Consider the following 24,539-nt stretch of genomic DNA (forward strand, 5'->3'; position numbering starts at 1 on the left):
GGCCGTGCACGCAACGTCGCATACACGGCCTGCCCGGCCGGGGCGCGTATCGGCTACGCGCCCCGGCTCGAACGAAACGGCTTACTGCTCGCCGTCGCCCTTGATCTGCGGCAGCGCCGACGCTTCACCCGGCGTCAGCAGGCCGACTTGCGAATACACGCGCAGCTTGTCGCGCGTATCGGTGATGTCGAGGTTGCGCATCGTCAGCTGGCCGATCCGGTCGCGCGGCGAGAACGTCGAAGCCACCTTCTCCATCGACAGGCGTTCCGGCTGGTACGTGAGGTTCGGCGACTTCGTGCTCAGGATCGAGTAGTCGTTGCCGCGGCGCAGTTCGATCTTCACTTCGCCGGTGATCGCGCGTGCGACCCAGCGCTGCGCCGTTTCGCGCAGCATGATCGCCTGCGGGTCGAACCAGCGGCCCTGGTACAGCAGGCGGCCGAGACGGCGGCCGTTCTCGCGGTATTGCTCGATCGTGTCTTCGTTGTGGATGCCGGTGACGAGACGCTCGTACGCGATGTACAGCAGCGCGAGGCCCGGGGCTTCATAGATGCCGCGGCTCTTCGCCTCGATGATGCGGTTCTCGATCTGGTCGCTCATGCCGAGGCCGTGGCGGCCGCCGATGCGGTTCGCTTCGAGCAGCAATTCGACCGGGTCCTTGAACTCGACGCCGTTCAGCGCGACCGGCTGGCCGGCTTCGAAGCGCACCGTCACTTCCTCGGCGGCGATCTTCACGTCGTCGCGCCAGAACGCGACGCCCATGATCGGGTTCACGATCTTGATGCCGCTTTCGAGGCTTTCGAGATCCTTTGCTTCGTGCGTCGCGCCGAGCAGGTTCGAGTCGGTCGAATACGCCTTCTCGGCCGACATCTTGTACGCGAAACCGGCCTGGTTCATGAATTCCGACATTTCGGCACGGCCGCCGAGTTCGTCGATGAACGTCTGGTCGAGCCACGGCTTGTAGATCTTCAGATCCGGGTTCACGAGCAGGCCGTAGCGGTAGAAACGCTCGATGTCGTTGCCCTTGTACGTGCTGCCGTCGCCCCAGATGTTGACGCCGTCTTCCTTCATCGCGGCGACGAGCATCGTGCCCGTCACGGCGCGGCCGATCGGCGTCGTGTTGAAGTACGTGACGCCGGCCGTCGTGATGTGGAACGCGCCGCTTTGCAGCGCGGCGATGCCTTCGGCGACGAGCTGCGCGCGGCAGTCGATCAGGCGGGCGCCGGCTGCGCCGTATTCGATCGCGCGTTTCGGGATCGCGTCGTAATCGTCTTCGTCGGGCTGGCCGAGGTTCGCCGTGTATGCGTACGGGACGGCGCCCTTCAGTTTCATCCAGTGCAGCGCGGCGCTGGTGTCCAGGCCGCCGGAGAAGGCGATACCGACCTTCTGGCCGGTCGGGAGGCTTTCGAGAATCGTGCTCATAGGAAGAATTACCGTGGATTGAAGCCGGTGAGATCGTATTTCGCGGAATATGCGAGTATCGGCTGTCCGGGAAGTTGGGGCAAGACCTGATTTTCGTGCCAATGCGTCGTCGGGCCTGTCGCGGCGGGCCTGGCGGGCGGTTAACCGGCCGGAGAATCCGCCGCGAACCGGCCCCGAAAGGCGGTCGAAACCGGCGGGAACGCGCCGGCAAGCCACCCCTGTTTCCAGGGCCGGATCGGCCGCGAGGCGCGGCCGACCTCGTCAGAATGCCGGCTGGCCTATTCGAAAGGAATATGAAATATTTCCCGGCCTCTTCCGGAATCGCAGACTTTCAGATATTCCACGCCTGCGCGGTATCGAGCAGTTTCTCGCGCAACTGATCCACTTCGCCGGCCAGCTTGGCTGTGATCGACACGTAGCCCGACCACTGCGGCGGCGCGTCGTGCGGCGGCTCGGCCGGCCGGCGGCGCGGCGCGAGCCGGCTCGGCGTGCCGAACTTGAGCGCGCGGCTCGCACCGACGAGCGTGTCGCGGATGCGACGGTTCACGGCCTTCATCCCGGTTCGCATGTATTCGCGGGCGGCGAGGTCGTCACGGGCGGGCACCGTGCTCGACAGGATCTCCAGGTAGCCGATGCACAGGCGCAGGCTGCGCTGGATCGCCTCGAGATGGGTGACCGAGATCTCGCATTCCTTCGACACCGACGGCATCAGCGAACGCAGCTGCACCAGCAGCGCGCTTAGCGCGGCCATTTCCTTCAGGTGCGCGTCGTCGCTCACGTGGCGGTCGCCCGCGAGCCGCGCGTGCACGGCCGCGCACGCGCGCAGCGCGTCGGCGAGCTTGTAGCGCCACGAGTAGGTCGCATAGAGCGGCAGCGCGAACGAGAACGCCAGCGCGATCGCAATCCCGGTCAGCACGTTCACCGCGCGCCACAGGCCATCGACGATCTCGTTGTCGCCGTGTCCGGCGACGATCACCATCGTGATCGCCGACAGCAGCGCGATGTAGCCGGCCTTGCCGATCGCGTGATACGCGCAGAACCCGCACGCGACTGCCATCAGCAGATAGATCGCGAGCGGCGCGTGCAGGACGGAATACAGCAGGATCAGCCCGAGCCCCGCGAGCGCGCCGATCGACGTGCCGAGCGCGCGCTCGGCCGCCTTCTTGCGGATGTTGCCGTGGTGCTGCAGCCCGCCGACGACGATCAGCACGGTGATCGTCGACCATTCGCCGTGCGGCACGCGCAGGCCGGTGGACAAGCCGATCGACACGAGGATCGCGAGCGCGACGCGCGCCGCATGGATCAGCTTCGCGTGCCGGTAGCGGCGGTACGGGTCCAGCAGTGGACGGAGCGCGTGGCGCAGGAGCGGTGGCAGTCGGGCAGGGAGCTGGGCGGTCATGACGAAGCGGGGATGGCCGGAATTCGCGCGGGCGGCCTGCGCGGGCCGGCGCCGCGCCGCACGCGCAGCTGACGTAACGCTAGCCGAACGCGCGCGGGCTGTCCACGCCGAGGCGAGGCGAGGCGAGGCGGCGCGGCCGCCTGCCGCCGCGTCACGCGTCGGCCGGGCTCGCCTCGGCGTTCGACACGCGATTGCGGCCGCCCGACTTCGCGCGGTACAGCGCCTCGTCGGCCAGCCGCAGCAGCGTCGCGGCGTTCACGCGCCCGCCGGCGGCGGTCGCGGTGCCGATGCTCGCCGTCACGTGCCCGTACGGGCTGCGGTCGTGCGCGATGGCGAGCCCGGCGATCGCGCGGCGGATCGCTTCGGCGACAGTCGCCGCACCGCGCGCATCGGTATCGGGCAGCGTGACGACGAATTCCTCGCCGCCGTAGCGCGCGACGTGGTCGCTGTCGCGGCGCAGGCAGCGCGACGCGGCTTGCGCGACGCGGCGCAGCACGTCGTCGCCGGCGAGGTGGCCGTAGTAGTCGTTGAACGCCTTGAAATGATCGACGTCGACGAACAGCACCGACAGCGGGCGGCCGCTGCGCGACGCGCGCTGCGCTTCCTTCGCGAGCACCGCGTCGAACGTACCGCGGTTGTCGAGGCCGGTCAGCGAATCGGTGTACGCGAGCTGGTACAGCTTCGACTCGGCGACTTGCCGGCGCTTGAGTTCGCGCGACAGCGCGAGCGACCCTCCGGCGACGAATGCGGTAAACAGGCCCATCAGCACGACGGTCCAGATCGTGCGATTGCGCCACGACGCGTAGATGTCGATCTCGGCGGGTGCGACGTCGACGACGAGCGGCAGATTCGCGAGATGCTTGTAAACATAGATGCGGCGCACGCCGTCGATCGCGCCGACGCCCGTCAGCACGCCTTCGCTGCGGCGCTGCGCCTCGATGAAGAGCGGGGCGTCGTGAAGGTCGAGGCCGACCACGCGCGCATCGTACGGCAGGCGGGACACGAGCGTGCCGTTGTCCTCGACGACCGCCGCGCTGCCGTGCTTGCCGACCGCGAGGCCGTCGAGCAGCGCGCGGAAGTAGTCGATGCTGAGCGTCCCCACGACGATTCCGCCGAAGCGGCCGTCGGCCAGCGTGATCCGGCGGCTGAGCGCGATCGTCAGGGCACCGCCGCGCAGCCGGGACGCATAGGGCCGGCTGATATAGAGACCCTGCACGAGCCGGTTGCGATGCACGGTGAAATACTCGCGATCGGCGAAATTGCCTTGCCGCGGTGGCGATTCGGCCGAATCGATCACGATATTGCCGTGCGGATCCATCACGAAAATGGCGCCGAGATACGCGCCGGTCGCGGCGCGGTCGAACAGCAGCCGGTGACGCTGGCGCGGCGGCAATGCCATCAGTTCAGGATCGGCGAGACCGTCGACGACGTTTTGCAGCGACAGATCATACAGTTCGATATTGCGGGAAATATCGCGCTCGATCAGCAGCATCAGGTTGCGCGCATTTTCGACCGCGTGGTCATGCGCGTCGTGGCGTGCCTCGATCAAAAGCGACGTGGAGAGCCCCCAACTGAACAGAAGCAGCACGATACCCGCGACGAGCACGCCGCGGGGCGACAGAATGCGTGCCACGGCCGATGCCGTATGGCGGCGCAACGCAGCGAGCAGCGGGTGTGGCTTCATCCTCGGGGGTGGCGGGGCGGCGGATATTCGCGTCGTCGGCGGTTCCGACGCGCTGATTATTTCGAATTAATCGGCATTATCTCGCGAATTCCCGAATTTGGCCGCGAGATGCAAAACATGCATGCACACGTGGCGATTCGGAACGATTACGCCTCGTTACCATATATGTTCGATTTGATTTGAATCAATTATGGGGCTGCTTTTGTCTGATCATTACCGTATATGGCGATCGATCTGTGGTTTTAATGCGGCATTGCCGGAACGATTGCGTATCGGCTGACCGGGTATCGCGGAATAACCGTGCTGCGTTCATGTCTTTTTGACGCGGTGCCCGGCTGTGCCGGCATGTCGCTGCCCCATGCCGCATCCAACTCGTTGATTCTGCGGGGTCCGTCCGCGTTGGCGCGGGCGTTCGGACCGGCGCTGCCCCCATGGCGAATCAGGTAGAATCCGCGCTTCGCCGCTGGCGCCCGGCGCGCAACGCGTATCGGGGCCGCATCGAATGCATCGCAGGTGGCGCACCGCGCCCCGATTCCGCATGCGCCGGCTCCGGATGCCGGCCCGCTCAACGTTCGTCTCGTTTATGTCCGCAATTCCGAATTCCGACCCACCCGGTTCGTCCGCGAACCCACCCAAGCTTCATCGCGCGCTCAAGGCGCGCCACCTGACGATGATCGCCATCGGCGGCTCGATCGGCACGGGCCTGTTCGTCGCGTCCGGCGCGTCGATTTCCCAGGCCGGCCCCGGCGGCGCGATGGTCGCGTACATGCTGATCGGCCTGATGGTCTACTTCCTGATGACGAGCCTCGGCGAAATGGCCGCGTTCATGCCGGTATCGGGCTCGTTCGCGACCTACGGCGCGAAATACGTCGACGAAGGCTTCGGCTTCGCGCTCGGCTGGAACTACTGGTACAACTGGGCCGTGACGATCGCGGTCGAGCTCGTCGCCGCGCAGCTCGTGATGCACTACTGGTTCCCGAACGTGCCGGGCGTGTGGTGGAGCGCCGCGTTCCTCGGCGTGATGTTCCTGCTCAACGCGCTGACCGTGCGCGGCTTTGGCGAGGCCGAATACTGGTTCGCGCTGATCAAGGTCGTTACCGTGCTCGCATTCATCGGCGTTGGCCTGCTGATGATCTTCGGCATTCTGAAGGGCGCGCCGGGCAACGGCTGGGGCAACCTGACGATCGGCGACGCGCCGTTCGCGGGCGGCCTGCCGGCGCTGATGGGCGTCGCGATGATCGCGGGCTTCTCGTTCCAGGGCACCGAGCTGATCGGCGTCGCGGCCGGCGAGTCGGAGAACCCGCGCACGACGATCCCGCGCGCGGTGCGTCAGGTGTTCTGGCGCATTCTGCTGTTCTACGTGCTGGCGATCTTCGTGATCGGCGTGCTGATTCCCTATACCGACCCGAGCCTGTTGAAGAGCGATGTGACCGACATCGGCATGAGCCCGTTTACGCTCGTGTTCCGCCACGCGGGCCTCGCGTTCGCGGCCGGCGTGATGAACGCGGTGATCCTGACGGCCGTGCTGTCGGCCGGCAATTCGGGCATGTACGCGTCGACACGGATGCTCTACAACCTCGCGACGGAAGGCCGCGCGCCGAAGCTGTTCGCGAAGCTCTCGCCGGGCGGCGTGCCGCGCAACGCGCTGTACGCGACGACGGCTGTCGGCGCGCTGTGCTTCTTCACGTCGCTGTATGGCGACAAGACGGTGTACCTGTGGCTGCTGAACACGTCGGGCATGACCGGCTTCATCGCGTGGCTCGGCATCGCGATCAGCCACTACCGGTTCCGCAAGGGCTACGTGACGCAGGGCTACGCGATCGACCAGTTGCCGTACCAGTCGAAGTGGTTCCCGTTCGGCCCGATCTTCGCGTTCGTGCTGTGCCTCGTGATCGCGCTGGGGCAGGACTATCAGGCGTTCCTCGCGAACCGGATCGACTGGGCGGGCGTGGCCGCGACCTACGTCGGCATTCCGCTGTTCCTCGTCGTGTGGCTCGGCTACCGGTTCCTGAACAAGAGCCGCTTCGTGCGCTACGAGGACATGGAAATCAAGCCGTGGGTCGCCGCGAACCGCGGCGCGCAGACGCAGATGCAGCGCGTGGCGAACCGCGAAACCGCCGGCTGATGCCGTGCGGCCGGCCGCCGCGTGATGCGCAGCGAAAACGGGAAGCCCGCGGGCTTCCCGTTTTTTTTGTCGGCTTTGCCCTGCACGGGGTCAAAGCCGGTTATATTTCCCGACCCTACCGGGCCACGGCCCGGCCGGCGCGACGAGCGCGGCGCGGATCGGGCATCCGGCGCGCGCCTGTTGCGGCGGCCGGCGGCGCCCGGCGTTTCCATCGTTCCGCCGCGGCCGGCACGGCCCGCGGCGCGCGCAACCCAGAGGAATCCATGAGCGCATCACCCGCCGAGCGGAAGGCCGGACCCGTTTCCATCGTGCGAATCGAAGCCGCGATCAACGCGTGGCGCGAAGTGTATCCGCCGGCGCCGGACGGCGAGGACGGCTATGCGCTCGACGCCGGCAGCAACTGCCTGGCCGAGCTGTACGGCACGATGATCTGCTATCGGCTGCCGGACGTGCCGCTCGATTCGCTGAGCGACGCGCAGCGCGATGCGCTGTACGCAACCGAGGCATGACGCGCGGTCGAGGCGATGCCGCGATGCGGCGTCGATGAAGAAACGGGAAGCCTGTCGGCTTCCCGTTTTGCTTTGCGCGGTACCGGACGCGGACCCGGACGCGCGACGCTGCTCGCGCCGGTATCGGCGCCGGCTGAGGTATCGTCATGGGAGCGGGGCAGGCGATCACGGGGCGACCACAGCGTGGGCGACCGGCGCGGGACGTGTCCGCGCAGGGCCGAATGAACGTCCGCTGCCTGTCCGGGAGGGTTCGAAAATGGAGTTGAGACACCTCCGCTACTTCGTCGCGGTTGCCGAGGAGCGGAATTTCACGCGCGCGGCCGAGCGCCTGCACATTGCGCAGCCGCCGCTCAGCCGGCAGATCCAGCAGCTTGAGGAGGCGCTCGGCGTGCCGCTGTTCGAGCGCAACGCGCGGCCGTTGAAGCTGACCGACGCGGGGCGGTTCTTCTATTCGCACGCGGTGCAGTTGCTCGCGCAGACGACCGAGCTCGAATCGATGACGAAGCGGGTCGGCAAGATCGAGCGCAGCATGTCGGTCGGTTTCGTCGGCTCGACGCTGTACGGGATGCTGCCGAAGATCATCCGGCGCTTTCGCAGCGAGTATCCGGCTGTCGAGCTGAGCCTGCACGAGATGTCGACGATGGACCAGATCAAGGCGCTGAAGGAAGGGCGCATCGACGTCGGGTTCGGGCGCATCCGTCACGAGGATCCGAGCGTGCGGCGCGTCGTGCTGCGCGAGGAACGGATGATCGTCGCGCTGCCGGTCGGTCATGTGCTCGACGGCGCGAAGCCCGTGCTGTCGTTGCACGATCTCGTCAACGATACGCTGATCATCTTCCCGAAGGCGCCGCGGCCGAGCTATGCGGACCAGGTGCTCGCGGCATTCCACGACCGCGCGCTGCAGCCGCGACGCATCTACGAGACGCGCGAGTTGCAGATCGCGCTCGGGCTCGTCGCGATGGGCGAGGGTGTGTCGGTCGTGCCGCACAGCGTGTACGGCCTGAAGCGCGATGACATCAGCTACAAGCCGCTCGACGACCCGAACCTCGTGTCGCCGATCATCATGAGCATGCGGATGCTCGACGAATCGGAGGACATCCGTGCGATGCAGGCGCTGATCTACCGGCTCTACGACGAGTCGCAGATGGAGTATCTGCCGCCACAGCCCGAATGAATGCGAGGGCGGTGGGGGCTTGCTTGACGCCGTGCGCGTCGCCGGGCCACCATCGTCGGCATTCGATGCGGCATGCCCCCGTGCGGCCGCCTTCATGCAGACGACGACACACACATGACTGAAATCGTGACCGAGGAGACCTGGGTCGAGACGCCGCAAGGGCGTCTCTTCGCGACGCGCTGGCGCGGTGCGCCGGCACTGCAAACGGCCGTGCCTGAGCCGACCGCGCCTGAGCTGGCCGCGCCTGAGCCGGCCGCGCCCATCGTGCTGCTGCACGATTCGCTCGGCTGCGTCGAACTATGGCGCGACTTCCCCGCGCAACTCGCGCGCACCACCCGACGCGACGTGATCGCGTACGACCGGCTGGGCTTCGGCCGCTCCGATCGCCATCCGGGGCACCTCGCCACGACGTTCGTGCGCGACGAGGCCGATCACGGATTTCATGCGCTGCTCGAACGGTTCGGCATCGATGCATTCGTCGCGTTCGGGCACAGCGTCGGCGGCGGCATGGCGGTCGGATGCGCGGCCGCGTATCCGGCGCGTTGCCGCGCGCTGGTGACGGTCGCCGCGCAGGCGTTCGTCGAGGATCGCACGCGCGATGGCATTCGCGACGCGGCGCAGCAGTTCGATGCACCCGGCCAGCTCGACCGGCTCGCACGCTATCACGGTGACAAAGCCGAATGGGTGCTGCGTGCGTGGGTCGATACGTGGCTGTCGCCGGCGTTTCGCGACTGGAGCCTCGACGACGAACTGCCGCGCGTGCGCTGCGCGACGCTTGCGATTCACGGCGAGCAGGACGAATACGGGTCGGACGTGCATCCGAAGCGGATCGCCGCGCGTGTCGCGGGGCCGTCGTCGTTCCTGCTGCTCGATGGATGCGGGCACATGCCGCATCGCGAGCGGACCAACGACGTACTCGGGGCCGTCGCGACGTTGCTGCGCGACGCGCTCGCCTGAGCGCCCGAACTTGATGCGACCGGCGGGCCGAGCCCGCCGGCGCTCGGAACCTCAGAACGACAGCTGGATCGCGAGATCGATCGCGAGCAGCGCGATCGAGCAGCCGATGCCGAGGACCACGTTCGGCAGGCGGTGCTCGAAATCGCGATGGTCGCGGCGCATCGCGGCGCCGAGCAGGAAGATCGCCTCGACGACGATCTGCAGCCCGACGAACAGCAGCATCAGCAGATACTCGTAACCCATCTGCTTGAACGCGGCGAATTGCATCCCGTGATCGCGGATCCATTGGCCGACGCGCAGCAGTTCGTAAACGAACAGCAAGGCGGGAAACAGGTAGCTGATGAAATACGTCGGCGCGGTGGCGTGCCGTAGTTCGAGGTGGAAGTGCTGATGCGTGGTAGCCATCACGAAGCCCTCCTTGCAACGCATGATTGCGGTCGCGACGGCGGCGCAACGACGTGCGGACTAGGGGATTGCCCGATGCATCGTGCGCGGCCGTACGACACCAGCATACTGCTGCGCAGGAAATTTGGCATCCCGTCCGTGCGTGCGTTGTAAAAATCCCGTGCATCGCGCGACGCAATCGGCGGTCCGCGCGCGCCACGCGATGCGTCGGCAGGCCGCGTGTCGCCCGTCGTGCCGGGCGGCAGCCATTCCAGATGGCGTTCCAGATCGCCGGCCAGCGCGCGCAGCGCGCTATGAATTGCGTCAGCGCACGGGGCACGTTCGATGCGGACGCACCTTCGTGCCCGAGCGTCGCCTGCGCGGCCGTGAACGCCTGCCGCGCGGCAGCCAGCGTGCCGCGCGCATGCGGCGCGAGTTCGGTATCGAGTGGCGCGAACAGTGCGGCGGTGTTCGCGAGCGCCGCGTTTGCGCGCATGCCCGCGCGATCGAGCGGCGATCGGAGCGTATTGCGGCGATGTCGGCAATTTGTACGCGAAGCACGTCGAGCGTAGCGGGCACGGTCGGCCGAGCGATCGGTCATCGCTCGGGCGGCTCCGAGTACCTGACGGGCCGCAGTGGCCGCTCACGGCTTTGCCTGCGCGCCTTCGACGAACAGCTTCGCGACTGCTTGGAATTCCCGCTTCAGCGACAACCCCGGCACGCTCAGCCAGCGCAGCATCGCCGCGAGATACAGGTGATGAAACCAGGTCGCGAGCTGATCGGCGGCCAGCGCCGGATTCAGTTCGCCCGCCTGCTGGCCGGCCGCGATCAACTGCTGCCACACGAGTGCGACGTCGCCGCCGTTCTCCTTTCCGCTTTCCGTTTGCGCCGCACCGATGCTGAGGAGTCGATGTCGCAGGTACGCGAGCAGGTACACCGGATGCTGTTCGCACCATGCGGCCGACGCATCGAGCACGCAGGCGATTCGCGATGCGAAGGTTTTCCGTCTCGCGACGTCGCGCTGCAGATGTGCGAGGTCGCGCGCGAGTTCGCGTTCGAGCCAGTGCGCGAGCACGGCTTCCTTCGTCGGGAAGTGGTTGTACAGCGTGCGTTTCGCGACGTCGGCCTGCGCGGCGATTTGCTCCATCGTGACGGCGTCGTAGCCGTGCGCATCGAACAGGTGTGCGCCGGTGTCGGCGAGATGCGCGAGCATCTGGATGCGCTTGCGTGCGCGGCGGCCCGGATCGTCGGTCGTTGTCGGCATGGCTCGGGGATTGACGGAAAGTGCACGAATTACATTAGTATACGACGTGCACTTTTATGAATCCACTCGTTTGCAGCGTGCACGAGGAGTCATGCATGAAGCTCGTCATAGCCACTTACGGCACCGAAGGCGACACGCGCCCGCTCGCTGCGCTCGGCCGCGCGCTGCTGGATGCCGGTCACGAAGTCCGGCTGCTGGCCGATGTCGCGACGCTCGGTTCGGCCGCCGCGCTCGGCGTGCCGTCCGAGCCGTTGTCCGGCGATATCCGCGCGGCGATCGCGCCGGATGGCCCATTGTCCGATGCGGTGCGCGGGCGCGGTGGCTTCAACGACACGTCGAGAGCGCTCGCGGCGATCGCGAATGCGAACACCGCTGCATGGATGCGCGAAGTCGCGCGCGCATCGGCCGGTTGCGATGCGATCCTCGTGTTGGGGCTGGCGTCGTTCGTCGGGCTGTCGGTCGCCGAGTATCGCGGCGTGCCGGCGATCGGCACGGGGATGATCCCGATCACGCCGACCGCGGCGTTCGCGTCGCCGTTCCTGCCGCCCGGCAAGGTGCCGCGCTGGCTCAATCGCGCCAGCCACCGGTTCGTGAATGCGCTGCTGTGGCAGGCGTTCAGGAAGGCGACCAATGCGGCGCGCGCCGGCGTGTGCGGCCTGCGGCCGCGTCGGCGCGTGTGGACCGATCATCCGATGCTGTACGGCGTGTCTCCCGTGCTGCTGTCCGAGCCGGCCGACTGGCCGTCGAACGCGCTGGCATGCGGTCAGTGGCGCATCGATGCGCGGGCGTGGACGCCGCCGCCCGCGCTCTCGGCCTTTATCGAAGCGGGCGATCCGCCCGTGTATATCGGTTTCGGCAGCATGGCCGGATTCGACCGGGCCGCGATGGCCGACGCGCTGGCGCGGGCGCTCGACGGCCGGCGCGCGTTGTTCCAGCCGGGCTGGAGCGGCATCGATGCGTCGATGCTGCCGGCGCATGTGCACGCGATCGGCGAGACGCCGCACGACTGGTTGTTTCCGCGTGTATCGATGGCGATCCACCACGGCGGATCGGGCACCACGCATTCGGCCGCGCGGGCGGGTATTCCGTCGGTCGTCGTGCCGTTCGCGGGCGACCAGTTCTTCTGGGCGAACCGGCTGCAGCGGCTCGGCGTCGCGGATGCGCGGGTGGCGGGACGGCGGATGGATGCCGCCGCGCTCGCCGGCGCGATGGCATTCGCGGCGCGTGCCGACACGAAAGCGCGTGCCGCCGAACTCGGTGCGCGGATCGCGCGGGAGGACGGGTTGCGTGTCGCAGTCGATGCGATCGAGCGTTGGGGCCGGCCCGGCGCGCGCTGATCGTGCCGCGGGCCGGTGTCGGCGTCAGAAATGCCCGGTGAACCGGTAGCGGCTGCCCGGGTGCCACAGATTCGCGACCGACGCGACCATCCCCTGCGACCACGTACGCCGATGCAGCAGCAGGCAGGGCTCGCGTTCATCCATCGACAGGTGGCGGCGCGTTTGCGCATCGGGCATCGCGGCCTCGATCCGGTATTCGACCCGCTGCAGCGGCGCGACGCGCGTCAGGTACTGGTTCGGCGTCGTCGTCGTGAAGTCCTGCAGCGCGTATTCGGGCGCGCAGGCCGGATTGACCCAGCGTTCCTCGAGCTGCACGGGCGTGTCGTTCTCGAAGTGCAGCACGCGCGAATGGAAGATCGGGCTGCCCGTGTCGAGCTGCAGCTCGTCGGCGAGCTTCGCGTCGGCGATCGCCGCGCCGACCTCCAGCACCTGCGCACGGTATCCATGGCCGCGCGCGGCGACTTCATCCGAGATGCTGCGGATCGCGACCAGCGTCGATTCGTATTTCGGCGAAGCGACGTAGGTGCCGGAGCCGCGCGTGCGCGTGAGCACCTGCTCGGCCGTCAGCTCGCGCAGCGCGCGGTTGACGGTCATTCGCGCGACGTTGAATTCACGCGCGAGCTCGTTCTCCGACGGCACCTGGTCGCCTTCCGCCCACTCGCCCGCATGGATGCGCGCGAGGATGAAGTCCTTGATTTCCTGATAGATCGGTGTGGTCATTGCGTTGCTGTTCAAGAGGCAGCGGCCGCGTGCCGTCGCAGACCGGCCTTGGTGCGGTGTCCCGGCGCAGTGTACCGGGTTCGACGCCGCGCGGGCCCGACCGGGGGCCGTTGATTGGGGTTATTCCGGCGTGCGTACGGCCGAAGGGGCGCGGGCTCGCATGGCCGGATCGGCGGCGGCCGTCGCGCCGGAGAGGGCGGCAAGCGAAAAAGTATAGACAAATAATGGTGCGCCGGCGGTGCGCTGAACTCCCGATGAAAGCAATACTTTATCTGCATGTAATGTGTAGCGAATTGAAATATAAGGGAAATTCGCTCATGGAAACAATCCGCCGACAATTAGAGATAAACACGGATTGCCGACGGTGGCATGGAAAAGGCAAAGTTGTATGTACAACTTGGAGCGTCGTCGGACGGACGGCTTCCGGGTTGGAAGGGTTCGCGGCGGCGTCGCCCGACGGGACCCGTGCCAGTTCGCCTATTACAGGAACGCCATGAAGAAACTCGCGCTCAGTATTGCCCTTGCCTGCATCGCGGTCGGTGCCCACGCCAAGGATTGGACGACGATCCGGTTCGGCGTCGACGCCAGCTATCCGCCGTTCGAATCGAAGGACACAAGCGGCAAGGTCGTCGGCTTCGACGTCGATCTCGGCAACGAGATCTGCGCCCGCCTGAAGGCGAAATGCGTGTGGATCGAGAACGACTTCGACGGGATGATCCCGGCCCTGAAGGCGAAGAAGTTCGACGGCGTGCTGTCGTCGATGTCGATGACGCCGGCGCGCGCCGAGCAGATCGCGTTCTCCGACAAGCTGTTCAACACGCCGACGCGCCTCGTCGCGAAGAAGGGTTCGAACCTGCTGCCGACGGCCGAATCGCTGAAGGGCAAGTCGGTCGGCGTCGAGCAGGGCACGATCCAGGAAACCTACGCGAAGACCTACTGGGCGCCGAAGGGCGTGCAGGTCGTGCCGTACCAGAACCAGGACGGCGTGTACCAGGACCTGATGTCCGGCCGCCTCGACGCCGCGCTGCAGGATGCGGTGCAGGCCGATATCGGCTTCCTGAAGACGCCGCGCGGCGCGAACTTCGACTTCGCCGGCAAGGATATCGACGATCCGAAGACGCTCGGCAACGGCGCCGGCATCGGGCTGCGCAAGGACGATGCCGACCTGAAGGCGAAGATCGACCACGCGATCGCCGACATCATCAAGGACGGCACGTACAAGAAGATCGAGAAGAAGTACTTCGCGTTCGACGTCTACGGCGGCTGACCCTCCATGCGGCGCGCATCGGCTGTGGCGCGCGCCGCGTCCGTTATGGGTGCAACCCGCTGCGCGTGATGCGTTCGACTTGATGAGCAGGTTGCATCAGGTAGTGCGCAGATATCGTTTGATGCGCGGCTAATGGCTATTGACAATCCAGCCACCTCGTTCTGGATCCCTCATATGATCTTCCAAGGATTTGGCCCGCTGTTGTGGGCCGGCACGGTCGAGACCGTGAAGCTTGCGGTGCTGTCGCTCGCCGCGTCGCTCATACTGGGCCTCGCGGGCGCGGCCGCGAAACTGTCGACCAACCGCGTGCTCAAGTCGATCGGCACGTTCTATACGACGCTGATCCGCGCGGTGCCCGATCTCGTGCTGATGCTGCTGCTGTTCTACGGGATCCAGATCCTGCTGAACAACGTGACCGACATGCTCGGCTGGGACCAGATCGACATCGACCCGTTCGTGGCCGGCGTGATCACGCTCGGCTTCATCTACGGCGCGTATTTCACCGAGACGTTCCGCGGCGCGTTCCTCGCGGTGCCGCGTGGCCAGCTCGAAGCAGGCTTCGCGTACGGGATGAGCGGCTGGCGCGTGTTCCACCGGATCCTGTTCCCGCAGATGATGCGTTTCGCGCTGCCGGGCATCGGCAACAACTGGCAGGTGCTCGTGAAGGCCACCGCGCTCGTGTCGATCATCGGCCTCGCCGATGTCGTGAAGGCGTCGCAGGACGCCGGCAAGAGCACGCTCGATTTCTTCTTCTTCACGCTCGCGGCAGGCGCGATCTACCTCGCGATCACGACGGTGTCGAACGTCGTGCTGCACCACCTCGAGAAGCGTTATTCCGTCGGCGTCCGGAGGCTTGCACTGTGATCGAACTCGTCAGCCAGTACTGGCAAAGCTATCTCTACACCGACGGCTACCGTTTCAGCGGCCTCGCGATCACGCTCTGGCTGCTGGTCGTGTCGATCGCGCTCGGCTTCGCGCTGGCCGTGCCGCTCGCGATCGCGCGCGCATCGTCGAACCGCTGGATCTCCGGCCCGGTGTGGCTCTATACGTACGTGTTCCGCGGCACGCCGCTCTACGTGCAGCTGCTGATGTGCTACACCGGCATCTACAGCCTGCAGGTCGTGCACAACCACGTGCTGCTCGACACGTTCTTCCGCAACGCGATGAACTGCACGCTGCTCGCGTTCGTGCTGAACGAATGCGCGTATGCGACCGAGATCTTCGCGGGCGCGATCAAGGCGACGTCGGCCGGCGAGATCGAGGCCGGCATGGCGTACGGGATGTCGCGCTTCAAGCTCTATACGCGCATCATCCTGCCGTCCGCGCTGCGTCGTTCGCTGCCGAGCTACAGCAACGAAGTGATCCTGATGCTGCACGCGACGACGCTCGCGTTCACGGCAACCGTGCCCGACATCCTGAAGGTCACGCGCGACGTCAATTCCGCGACGTACATGTCGTTCCAGGCCTACGGCATCGCGGCCGCGCTGTACGCCATCGTCGTGTTCACGCTCATCTGGGCGTTCCGCAAGCTCGAGACGCGCTGGCTCGCGTATCTCGCACCGCGCGGCCATTAATGCATTCGCAACGAAGGACCAAGCATGTACAAGCTCACCGTTGAAAATCTCCACAAGAAGTTCGGCGACAACGAGGTGTTGAAGGGCGTGTCGATGAAGGCGAAGGCCGGCGACGTGATCAGCATCATCGGCTCGAGCGGCTCCGGCAAGAGCACGTTCCTGCGCTGCATCAACTTCCTCGAGCAGCCGTGCTCGGGGCAGATCACGATCGGCAGCGAGCCGATCCAGACCACACGCGATCGCAACGGCGCGCTGCGCGTGGCCGACCAGAAGCAGCTGCAGCGGATGCGCACGAAGCTGTCGATGGTGTTCCAGCACTTCAACCTGTGGGCGCACATGACGGTGCTCGAGAACGTGATCGAGGCGCCGATGGCCGTGCTCGGGATCGGCAAGGAAGAGGCCGTCGCGCGGGCGCGCAAGTATCTGGAGAAAGTCGGCCTCGCGCCGCGTGTCGAAGGCATGTACCCGTCGCACCTGTCGGGCGGCCAGCAGCAGCGCGTCGCGATCGCGCGTGCGCTCGCGATGGAACCCGAGGTGATGCTGTTCGACGAGCCGACGTCGGCGCTCGACCCGGAACTCGTCGGTGAAGTGCTGAAGGTGATGCAGAAGCTCGCCGAGGAAGGCCGCACGATGGTCGTCGTCACGCACGAGATGGGCTTCGCGCGCAACGTGTCGAATCACGTGATCTTCCTGCATCAGGGGAAGATCGAGGAAGAAGGCGATCCGCAGGAGATTCTCGTCAATCCGAAGAGCGAGCGGCTCGGGCAATTCCTGTCGGGGCGATTGAAGTAAGTCGCAAGACCGCGTGCGGCGAACGGGCGGTCTCGATGCGCACGTCCGGCACGCGGTGGCTCGTCCGGTTCTTCCTGGTTGTCTCCCGGCGCGATCGGTCATCGCGCCGTTTCTCTTCCTGATCTCTCCTCGCGCGCGTTCGCCCGTGCCGGCGACGCCGCTTCATTCGAATTCCAGACTGTTGCGTTGCTGAAAGCATCGCAAGCATCTGCGTGTGCAACCGTCAGCTTCGCCGCCGTTGCGCGGGGCTTGCCGTCTGCATGGGAACCCGGATGCGGACAGGATCAGGGGCTCGTCCTGGCCGGCTCGACCGCGGGCGGTTTGGTCGTCCTGTTGATGATGAGTTCGCGCGTGAGGTTGTCCGACACATAGTGCGGGCCATCGAACAGATAGACTGGATAGCCCCGATAAGTCGCCAGCTGCTTGCCCAGTTCCTCGGCGCTGGCCGCACGAAATCCACCATGCTCGGCAGGCCGGAAGGCTTCGGCGATCATCCGCACACGTCGTTTTCCGAGGCGCGCGGCCAGCTCGTCGAGGTAGGTGCGCGCGACGTAGGGCTCGCGCGCATAGACGCCGCAGCCATCCTGGAAGAACACACCGACGTCCGCGGGCAGCCACGATGCGAGCCAGTCGGCCAGTGCCTTTCCGCCGATATTGGTCTGATCGTAGACGCTGACCCAAAGCGGATGCGGCAAGCGCTTCAGAATCTCGGCAAGTTTCGGCGCATCCTGCCAGGTCGGATCGATTTCGACCGGGAAGTAGTAACCGGTCACGTGCAGCGGGACGTGCACGCGCGCCACCTCCGCGGACTGGTCCGCAAGCGTCGACAGATGGCTGCGTGCGCGCCTTTCGTCCTGGTAGCCGGCCAGGCCCAGGATGACGTTCCTGGCCCACGGCTCGCGACCGATGCGCTCCCAGTCGGGAAGGTGTGCCGCGGAACGGATGCTGGTGTTCGGCACGTACGCGGTATCGTCGACGACGCTCCACTGGATCAGCAGATCGTGCACGCCGAGCATCTGCCAGTTTCCGACGGGATTCGTCGTCGTGTTGTCCACCTGCCAGACGATTCCGTCGGCATGCACGTCGTGCGCCGTCCAGCTACACGCGGCCATGATGAGCGATGCGCCGATGGCCGCGAGCGTCGTCGCGCGGGACGAGCGCGGCGGCGCCTGCGCGTGCCGGCGTAGCCGACCTGCGAGCCGAAGCCAGCCCATACGCCGTCGAATTCCGCGCAAGGCCAGGATGGCGTACGTGATCATCGCTGCCTCCCCGGAAGCACTCATGCGCATCATCGTAGCCGATCGGATGCAGGCGTGCGACCCGCCTTGCTGCTGCGGGTCGCACGAGGCTTTCTCCGGCGCATGTCACTTGGCGGTCGTGCCGTCCGCCCACGTATAGCCGAGGTTCGTAATGGCGGTCACGAGACTCTGGAAGTCCTTGAACGCCGGCAATTTGAGGTCGGGTTCGAGCCAGTACGGATGGAAGAAGAACGACGCGAAGCCATCCCGTACCGCCAGGCCATACTGCGCATTGGTGACGAGTTGCTGCCACGTGTACGCGATGCACGAGAACGGGTCGATATTGCAGATGTTGTACTGGATGCTGCCCAGGTTCTCCGGAATGATCCGCTCACCGTAGTAATCGGAGTTGATGATGTACGGGAAGAACTGCCCGGCCGAAAAGTCCTGGTTGGCCGCGCCCGTTCCGATTTGCGGATTGGTCGACGTGTAGTAGACGGCCCGCTGGAACGTGGTCGGGAACGTCAGCGCCGTGGCCGCCGCTGCGTTCGGCGACATCTGGTACTGCGGCGCGGCCCAGCCGACGACCTTGTAGCCGTTGTTCGTGAACTCGAGGAGGCCATTGGCCATTCTGCCTTCCGCCCATTGAACGGAGTCCTCATCGACAGGACGATTCTGCACCGCGAACCAGAACTCGTAGTCGCTGCCGCTGACCGCGTTCTGCAGGTTAGGTGTCGAGTCGTACTGGTGCGTATAGCCGTGCATGATGATCGAGCCGCCGCGCGCGATCGCATAGTTCAGCGCACTCTTGAGGCCCGTCGCCTGCGCGAGGTGGATCGTTTCCGGGACGCCGCCGTTGTAATACCCGTTCGGATCGGTATACAGCGGGATGGTCGCCATCGTGAACTTGATCTTCTTCGTGGACAGGTAATCCGTCAGCTGTTTCATCGAGCTCGTCGTCGTGTATGCGTCGAGATCCTCGAGACGAACGAGCGCGCGGTGATTCACCGGTGCATTGGTCTGCAGGATGTCGTGCAGGATGTCGCAGATCACCAGGTAGCGATCCGTCGGGCCGATGTACGAGAACGGCATGTCCGCGAAATACCAGAACTTGCCCGAGCGAACGATGTACGGCGTGGTGGCGCCGCTCTTGCTGTTCTTCATGGTGACGAGCACTTGCGCCTTGGTGGTGTCGACGACCTGGGTCAGTCCGACATCGGGGTCCGCATTGATGACGCCCGTCGATGCGTCATACGCGTAGTACTTGACCATCGACAGGTTCTTGTACGTGACCGTGTCGTAGAAGCCGGGATTCGGATTGCTCGACGAAGGCGGCGCGTTCATCCCGGCAAGGCCCAGGAAGTTGATCCCGTAGGTCTGGTTGAACGTGTAGGCCGTGTTCCATGCGAGCTGCCACAGGTTGTACTTGAACCAGACCACGGTCTTCGTGGCGGTCATCACGTCGCTCATGAACGCCGTCGGAATCGGATTGTTGTAGTAGTCGCCGACATAGAACGTGGCGTCGTGGCTGCCGATCATGCCCGCCGTGTAGTTCTGTATCGGTACCAGATCGACGGTCGTATTGAAGTGACCGAGCAGGTTCCTCAGCATGATGCTGTACATGAGGCCGAGCTTCGAATACGGGTCGTTGGCCGGGTTGTCGTACAGCACGAGCGTGTGTGCGGTGGTGGCCTGCGCGTGCGCCGTGCCCGGCAATGTCATTTGCGCGAGTCCGGCAAGCAGGGCTATGACGATCAAGATCTTTTTCATGGCCGTTTCTCCCTAGTCACGTTCCACGTTGCCGCCGTTTCTCTTGACGAGGCTCCTGTTGAACTTGGGGCGCCCCGTCTCCTTGTATGCCTTGTCCCAATCCTCTTCGGACATGCCGGGTTTCACGTTAGCGTGGGCCGAGCCGTTCGGTAATGGAGGGGGCTTGATCTTGCCGGGAGGCGCCATGTTCGTCTGCTGCGCACTCGCCTCCGGGGCCGTGCCGACGACGAGTGCAGGGATCAATGCGACGAGTAGCCCGACGGCGCTCAACCCGTTTCGAAAAGATTGATTGCGATGCGAAGGCATGATTTTCATCCTTTGATATGCAAATTGAGTTCATCTCGTTCACGAAACGAGCATGGCGAAGTGCCATTCAGTATTCAGAATCGGGGCGTTATGTCGTGTTTTTTCCGCTCTTGATACCGGATAAAAAACGCAGCCGGATAGTCGTGTTTTCAAGCTAGATCCGTACCATCGGCCGCAAATGAGCACCGGGCCGACACGCCGAAATCGGCACGTCACGGCGGTCTGAAATTTGTTTCGATAAACGTTTCACGCATGCAACGCAGCCGTTTTTTTCGCGAATTCACTCCGAAAAACGCGTCACGCTTGTTCGGACGATTCAGGGGAAACCGGTTGCGCGCTGTGCGCCGCAGCAATCGATCCGGTTGGCTTGAACATGCAATATCGATTCGGACACCAGATTTTTTGCGTTCGAAATTGATCCTTCCCGCCACTGGGAGCCGAGCCACGTAACGCCGCCCCGATCGCGGCAACCGGGGTGCGCCGGCCGACCGGTGTCAAGCCGCTTTCGGCGGATCGATCGACCGTGTTTCAGCGCTGAAACATTTGGACTGAATTTGATTCGGAAATTACGCGACGCCCGCGCCGGGGCGCCGAAGGCCAAAGGGTGGCGCGACGATGGCGCACGACTTGCTAGAAGAGCTGTGCGTGGAGAAGACGGTGCACGGGGCGCACTGCGCGGCGCCGGATCGGAAACGGCTGCAAGCGTTGGCGAATGCAGGGGCGAAGGCAAGCAAGCGGGGGAAACCGGCTGTCAAAAGTCATCCACTGAACACGTTGCATTCCTGGTGATGTTACGTGGTCGTATCAATAGCGCTCGATGTGTCACCGAGTCTTTTGAGAGCGACAGATGCCGATGCGGCGCTGGCAACGGAGTGGACGTGACGGGGTCGACGGGGACGGGAAGGGTTTCGTCTTACGTTGGTGCGCGGGAGAAGAAGCCGAACAACAGAAGAAAGCGGAAAAAGTGATGGATAATATGATATGGAGTGCATATTTATATGCGCTCAACATTGTCGCCATTGTGACCGCCATCGTCATCCTGGTCAGTACGCTGGATGACCTCACGCTGGACGCCTGTTACTGGTCATTCGAACTCGGGCGAATCTTGCGTCGCGAGAAATCGCAGACCGTCGATATCGGCATGCTGCGCGCGCTGGACGAGCGCCATCTGGCACTCATGGTGCCGGCGTGGAAAGAGTATGACGTGATCGCCAAGATGATCGAAAACACCCTGGCGACCCTAGAGTACGAGCGCTATGTCATCTTCGTTGGCACCTATCACAACGACGCCGAAACCACGGCGGAAGTCGAACGGATGGTCCGCCGGTATCCCGGCAGGGTGACGCGCGCAACGGTCATGAACGACGGGCCGACCTGCAAGGCCGACTGCCTGAACTGGATCATCGAAGCCATTCTTCGCTACGAAGAAGTCCATCATATCCAGTTTGCAGGCGTCGTCATGCACGACTGTGAAGACGTCATTCATCCGGTCGAACTCAAGTACCTCAATTATGCGGTAGCGGATAGCGACCTGGTCCAGCTCCCGGTTCTGTCATTGCCGCGAAAATGGAACGAGTTCGTCGCCGGCTGCTATCTCGACGATTTCAGCGAGACGCACCAGAAGGACGTACCGGTGCGAGCCCGCCTGACCGGCGTCGTGCCGGGCGCGGGCGTTGCATCGTGCTACAGCCGGCGTTCGATCGAGGCGGCGATGAAGGAGCGCGACGGCAGCCCGTTCAACACGAGTTCACTGACCGAAGATTATGACTTCAGCTTCCGGCTGAGAGACCTCGGCATGAAGGAAGTGTTTGCCCGCTTTCCGCTTTCGGACGTCGCGTGCGATGGCGGCGGGGAGCACGCGGAAGCTGGCGCCGACAATCGAAACCTGCTGGCCACGCGCGAATATTTTCCGAAGACGTTTCGCACCGCCTACCGGCAGCGCGCGCGCTGGATCCTCGGCATTGCCTTCCAGGGCTGGGAACAGCTTGGCTGGAAGGGCGACCTCCTCACCCGCTACATGTTCTTCCACGATCGCAAGGGCATCGTGACGTCGCTGTTTTCGGTGGTGGCCTATGCCGTGCTGCTCAACTTCGTGTTGCTTGCCGTCCTTCAGAAAACCGGCCACGTCATCCCCGCCGGCGCTCAGATCATGATGGCCAGTGCATGGGTGACGCCGCTGCTTTGGGTGAACACCGTCATGCTGTTTGCCCGCGCCGGACAGCGCTTCCACTTCGTCAGCAGGCTGAACGGCCCGCTCCAGGGGGTGCTGTCGATCCCCAGGATGTTCGTGAACAACATGATCAATTTCTGCGCGGTGAGTCGCGCGTGGCGAATCTATGTCGGCCACCTCGTGAGCGGCAGGCCGATCGCGTGGGACAAGACCAGTCACACCTATCTGTCGAACGAAGAACTCGGGAAGGCGCGGCTCAAGATCGGCGAGATCCTGGTCGGCTGGGGCGTGCTCTCTCTGGAACAGTTGCAGGCCGGGCTCGAGAAACAACTGACATGCGGCAGGCGGCTGGGCGAACTGTTGCTCGAATGCAGCGCGCTGTCCACCGAATCGCTGGCCGACGCGATCGCCGAGCAGGCGGAGCTCCCGCGCGTGAGCCTGGGCAACGTCGCGGTAGGCCACTTCGCGGATTCGCTGGCCTTCGAGCTGCAGTATGCGTATCGCGCCGTCCCGTTTTCGACCGCGGACGACGGGACGCTCAATATCGCGGTCGGGCGCCCGCTCTCGCAGGACGAACAGGACGTCGTGCGGCGCGGCGCCAGATCGAACGTCGCTTATTTCATCGCCTGCGATGCCGAGATTGCCGCCGAACTGGCGCGGCACTCGCGCTTCGTCGACATCGCCCGGCTGCGCGACGGCGATGACGCGACGCCGCAGGCATCTCCGGCAAAAAGGCCGTCGGGAGAACAGGCATGAAACGCTCGACACGTCCGATCGCGGCCGGCCTCACGCGCTGCGCACGGTTGAGCGCCCTGGCCATCGCCATGTCGCTCGTCTGGCAGGCGCCGGCATCCGCCGCCCAGCAGCTTTCAGCCAAGGCCTATCGGCTCGCCGACGGCGCATACAAGGCGATCAATGCCGGCGACCTGCCGCGCGCGGAAGTATACGCGTCGCGTGCCGTCAAGATGCAGCCGGGGAGCGAGCAGCTCGGGCTGCTGCTCGCGGATGTGTACCGGCGCGAAGGGAAGGTCGACGAAGCGGACGCGATGCTGGAATCGCTGAGCGTTCGTTTTCCGAAGAGCGCGGCGGTGCTGGCGCAGCATGGCTACCTGGCGCAGCGGCAGATGCGCTACGACGTTGCGTGCCGCGATTTCTCGGCCGCCGTCGCCACCGGAAAATGGAGCAACGAGCAGCAGCGCAACCTGCGTCTCGCATGGTCGGACAGCGCGCTCGCGGCGAATCTCCCGCATGAAGCCGGCATTGCACTGGCGCCGCTGGCCGATGAAAAGTCGGCCGTGGTCCAGGTGCGTATCGCGCAACTGAGCCTGCAGGCCGGTGATCGCGAAAGCGCCATCCGCATGGCGGATCTGGCGGTGAGCGACGCATCGACGGATGCGGAGCGCAACATGGCTGCGTCGATCGCGGCGCAGGCACGGCAAGTCGACCCGCCGCCGCAGACGCCGGTCGACGACAGCGCGCAGCAAAAGCTGCAGCAAGCCTATGACCTCTTGCGCGAACACAAGGATCGCGAGGCGCTCGACGCATTTCAGGAGGGTTTCGCCGGTGGCGCCGGCAACGCGATGAACTACGCGGATGCCGGCTATACCGCCAAGCGGATCGGATTGAACGAGGAGTCCGTCCAGATGTTCGAACACAGTCTCGACGCCGATGAAAACGAACATGCATTCGACACGCAGCGCAAGTTCGGCTATCGACGGGAAGTCGAACAGCTGGAGCGTACCTGGGGTTTCGTGCTGAGTGCGCCATACCAGTCGGCCGCATTCGGCCCGCAAGGCACCATCAGCGTGCTCCAGCCGGGTATCGAGGCGTACTGGCAGCCCCCGAAGATCGGCTATCAGAACGGCCGTATTCTCCAGTTCTTCGTGCGCGGATATGGCACGGCCTACGATGGCAACGGCAACGTGACCGGCATGCCGACGGTACAAGGGTCGGTGGGCATGCGCTACAAGCCGATACCCGATCAGAACGTAGTGGTGACCGCCGAGCGGCTGTTTCATGTCGGCAGCCTGTCGATGACGGACTGGCTGATGCGCCTGGGCTATTCGTCGGAGGCAGGCACCGATCTGCGGGTTACCGAACCGAGCTGGCGGAGCTGGCAGGCTTATGTCGAGGGTGCGTATTTCATCAAGGCGGGCCGCTACATCATCTATTCGGAGCTGCGCTACGGGCACACGTGGCGTTTGCCGATGCTGAGCAACCGGCTGACCGTCTACCCGCACGTCGCGGTGGCAGGCGATCACGATAATCGTCAGCCGAACAGGACGGCAATCGGTGCGGGGCCTGGCGTTCAGTTCAGATACTGGTTTCGCGAAGGCAGGTATACCGCGCCGGCAAGCTATCTCGACGTGACGGTGCAGTACCGTTTTCCATTGACGTCAGCGGCACGCGCACGTGGTCTCGTGGTACGCGCGACATTGTGGTTCTGAGTG

General features: G+C 65.0%; 20 protein-coding genes. 11 read left to right on the forward strand and 9 right to left on the reverse strand.

Features of this window, described 5'->3' with window-relative positions; genetic code table 11:
• Positions 1 to 81: 81 nt before the first annotated feature.
• The 3 genes from argG to AC1Z3W_RS04365 all read right to left on the reverse strand — a co-directional run bounded on the left by argG (position 82) and on the right by AC1Z3W_RS04365 (position 4,502).
• On the reverse strand, positions 82 to 1,419 hold the full coding sequence (argG, locus tag AC1Z3W_RS04355) for an argininosuccinate synthase (protein ID WP_057925775.1): 1,338 nt from the start codon (positions 1,417 to 1,419) through the stop codon (positions 82 to 84).
• 331 nt (positions 1,420 to 1,750) lie between these two features.
• A complete protein-coding gene (locus AC1Z3W_RS04360) occupies positions 1,751 to 2,818 on the reverse strand; it encodes an FUSC family protein (RefSeq protein WP_057925774.1) in 1,068 nt (355 codons plus the stop codon).
• 151 nt (positions 2,819 to 2,969) lie between these two features.
• Entirely contained in the window at positions 2,970 to 4,502 is a 1,533-nt protein-coding gene (locus tag AC1Z3W_RS04365) for a GGDEF domain-containing protein (protein WP_057925773.1), read from the reverse strand.
• A gap of 583 nt (positions 4,503 to 5,085) precedes the next feature.
• Between AC1Z3W_RS04365 and AC1Z3W_RS04370 the strand changes: the two genes are divergently transcribed.
• From AC1Z3W_RS04370 to AC1Z3W_RS04385, 4 genes are all read left to right on the forward strand, one after another.
• Positions 5,086 to 6,627, forward strand: coding sequence for an amino acid permease (locus AC1Z3W_RS04370; protein WP_483507118.1), 1,542 nt, complete (start codon positions 5,086 to 5,088; stop codon positions 6,625 to 6,627).
• A gap of 263 nt (positions 6,628 to 6,890) precedes the next feature.
• A complete protein-coding gene (locus AC1Z3W_RS04375; RefSeq protein WP_044848083.1) occupies positions 6,891 to 7,136 on the forward strand; it encodes a DUF3717 domain-containing protein in 246 nt (81 codons plus the stop codon).
• Positions 7,137 to 7,392: 256 nt separating this feature from the next.
• Positions 7,393 to 8,310 carry a LysR family transcriptional regulator gene (locus AC1Z3W_RS04380; protein ID WP_012365478.1) on the forward strand — a complete coding sequence of 306 codons (918 nt, stop codon included), beginning with the start codon at positions 7,393 to 7,395 and terminating at the stop codon, positions 8,308 to 8,310.
• 114 nt (positions 8,311 to 8,424) lie between these two features.
• The gene (locus AC1Z3W_RS04385; RefSeq protein ID WP_124832520.1) at positions 8,425 to 9,267 is read left to right on the forward strand and encodes an alpha/beta fold hydrolase; all 843 of its coding nucleotides are present in this window, start codon (positions 8,425 to 8,427) and stop codon (positions 9,265 to 9,267) included.
• 51 nt (positions 9,268 to 9,318) lie between these two features.
• On the opposite strand, the gene AC1Z3W_RS04390 is transcribed toward AC1Z3W_RS04385, so the two are convergent.
• Positions 9,319 to 9,672: a hypothetical protein gene (locus AC1Z3W_RS04390; protein WP_057925770.1), complete on the reverse strand. Its 354-nt coding sequence runs from the start codon at positions 9,670 to 9,672 to the stop codon at positions 9,319 to 9,321.
• Between the two features lie 622 nt (positions 9,673 to 10,294).
• Positions 10,295 to 10,915, reverse strand: a complete 621-nt coding sequence (locus AC1Z3W_RS04395) for a TetR/AcrR family transcriptional regulator (protein ID WP_124832518.1) — start codon at positions 10,913 to 10,915, stop codon at positions 10,295 to 10,297.
• A 95-nt stretch (positions 10,916 to 11,010) separates the two neighbouring features.
• Between AC1Z3W_RS04395 and AC1Z3W_RS04400 the strand changes: the two genes are divergently transcribed.
• Positions 11,011 to 12,252: a glycosyltransferase gene (locus tag AC1Z3W_RS04400; protein ID WP_483507119.1), complete on the forward strand. Its 1,242-nt coding sequence runs from the start codon at positions 11,011 to 11,013 to the stop codon at positions 12,250 to 12,252.
• A gap of 24 nt (positions 12,253 to 12,276) precedes the next feature.
• On the opposite strand, the gene hutC is transcribed toward AC1Z3W_RS04400, so the two are convergent.
• A complete protein-coding gene (gene hutC, locus AC1Z3W_RS04405) occupies positions 12,277 to 12,972 on the reverse strand; it encodes a histidine utilization repressor (protein ID WP_057925766.1) in 696 nt (231 codons plus the stop codon).
• 493 nt (positions 12,973 to 13,465) lie between these two features.
• Here hutC and AC1Z3W_RS04410 point away from each other — a divergent pair, with 493 nt between their 5' ends.
• From AC1Z3W_RS04410 to AC1Z3W_RS04425, 4 genes are all read left to right on the forward strand, one after another.
• Positions 13,466 to 14,239, forward strand: coding sequence for an ABC transporter substrate-binding protein (locus tag AC1Z3W_RS04410; RefSeq protein ID WP_057925765.1), 774 nt, complete (start codon positions 13,466 to 13,468; stop codon positions 14,237 to 14,239).
• Positions 14,240 to 14,413: 174 nt separating this feature from the next.
• Complete coding sequence (locus AC1Z3W_RS04415; RefSeq protein ID WP_057925764.1) at positions 14,414 to 15,103, forward strand: ABC transporter permease; 690 nt, start codon at positions 14,414 to 14,416, stop codon at positions 15,101 to 15,103.
• Complete coding sequence (locus AC1Z3W_RS04420; protein ID WP_057925763.1) at positions 15,100 to 15,813, forward strand: ABC transporter permease; 714 nt, start codon at positions 15,100 to 15,102, stop codon at positions 15,811 to 15,813. The genes AC1Z3W_RS04415 and AC1Z3W_RS04420 overlap by 4 nt, the downstream gene beginning before the upstream one ends.
• Positions 15,814 to 15,837: 24 nt before the next feature.
• Complete coding sequence (locus AC1Z3W_RS04425) at positions 15,838 to 16,605, forward strand: ABC transporter ATP-binding protein (RefSeq protein ID WP_057925762.1); 768 nt, start codon at positions 15,838 to 15,840, stop codon at positions 16,603 to 16,605.
• Positions 16,606 to 16,889: 284 nt separating this feature from the next.
• Here AC1Z3W_RS04425 and AC1Z3W_RS04430 read toward each other — a convergent pair whose 3' ends face one another.
• The 3 genes from AC1Z3W_RS04430 to AC1Z3W_RS04440 form a co-directional block, all read right to left on the reverse strand.
• Positions 16,890 to 17,864, reverse strand: coding sequence for an alpha-amylase family protein (locus AC1Z3W_RS04430; RefSeq protein WP_124832516.1), 975 nt, complete (start codon positions 17,862 to 17,864; stop codon positions 16,890 to 16,892).
• 105 nt (positions 17,865 to 17,969) lie between these two features.
• On the reverse strand, positions 17,970 to 19,613 hold the full coding sequence (locus tag AC1Z3W_RS04435; protein ID WP_057925760.1) for a DUF2334 domain-containing protein: 1,644 nt from the start codon (positions 19,611 to 19,613) through the stop codon (positions 17,970 to 17,972).
• A 12-nt stretch (positions 19,614 to 19,625) separates the two neighbouring features.
• Entirely contained in the window at positions 19,626 to 19,928 is a 303-nt protein-coding gene (locus AC1Z3W_RS04440; RefSeq protein ID WP_483507120.1) for a hypothetical protein, read from the reverse strand.
• Positions 19,929 to 20,886: 958 nt separating this feature from the next.
• Here AC1Z3W_RS04440 and AC1Z3W_RS04445 point away from each other — a divergent pair.
• Both AC1Z3W_RS04445 and AC1Z3W_RS04450 read left to right on the forward strand, forming a co-directional pair.
• Positions 20,887 to 22,845 carry a glycosyl transferase family protein gene (locus AC1Z3W_RS04445; protein WP_483507121.1) on the forward strand — a complete coding sequence of 653 codons (1,959 nt, stop codon included), beginning with the start codon at positions 20,887 to 20,889 and terminating at the stop codon, positions 22,843 to 22,845.
• Positions 22,842 to 24,536, forward strand: coding sequence for an NfrA family protein (locus AC1Z3W_RS04450; RefSeq protein WP_483507122.1), 1,695 nt, complete (start codon positions 22,842 to 22,844; stop codon positions 24,534 to 24,536). The genes AC1Z3W_RS04445 and AC1Z3W_RS04450 overlap by 4 nt, the downstream gene beginning before the upstream one ends.
• Positions 24,537 to 24,539: the final 3 nt, after the last annotated feature.

This window comes from Burkholderia sp. 10_S31 (genome assembly GCF_056930375.1).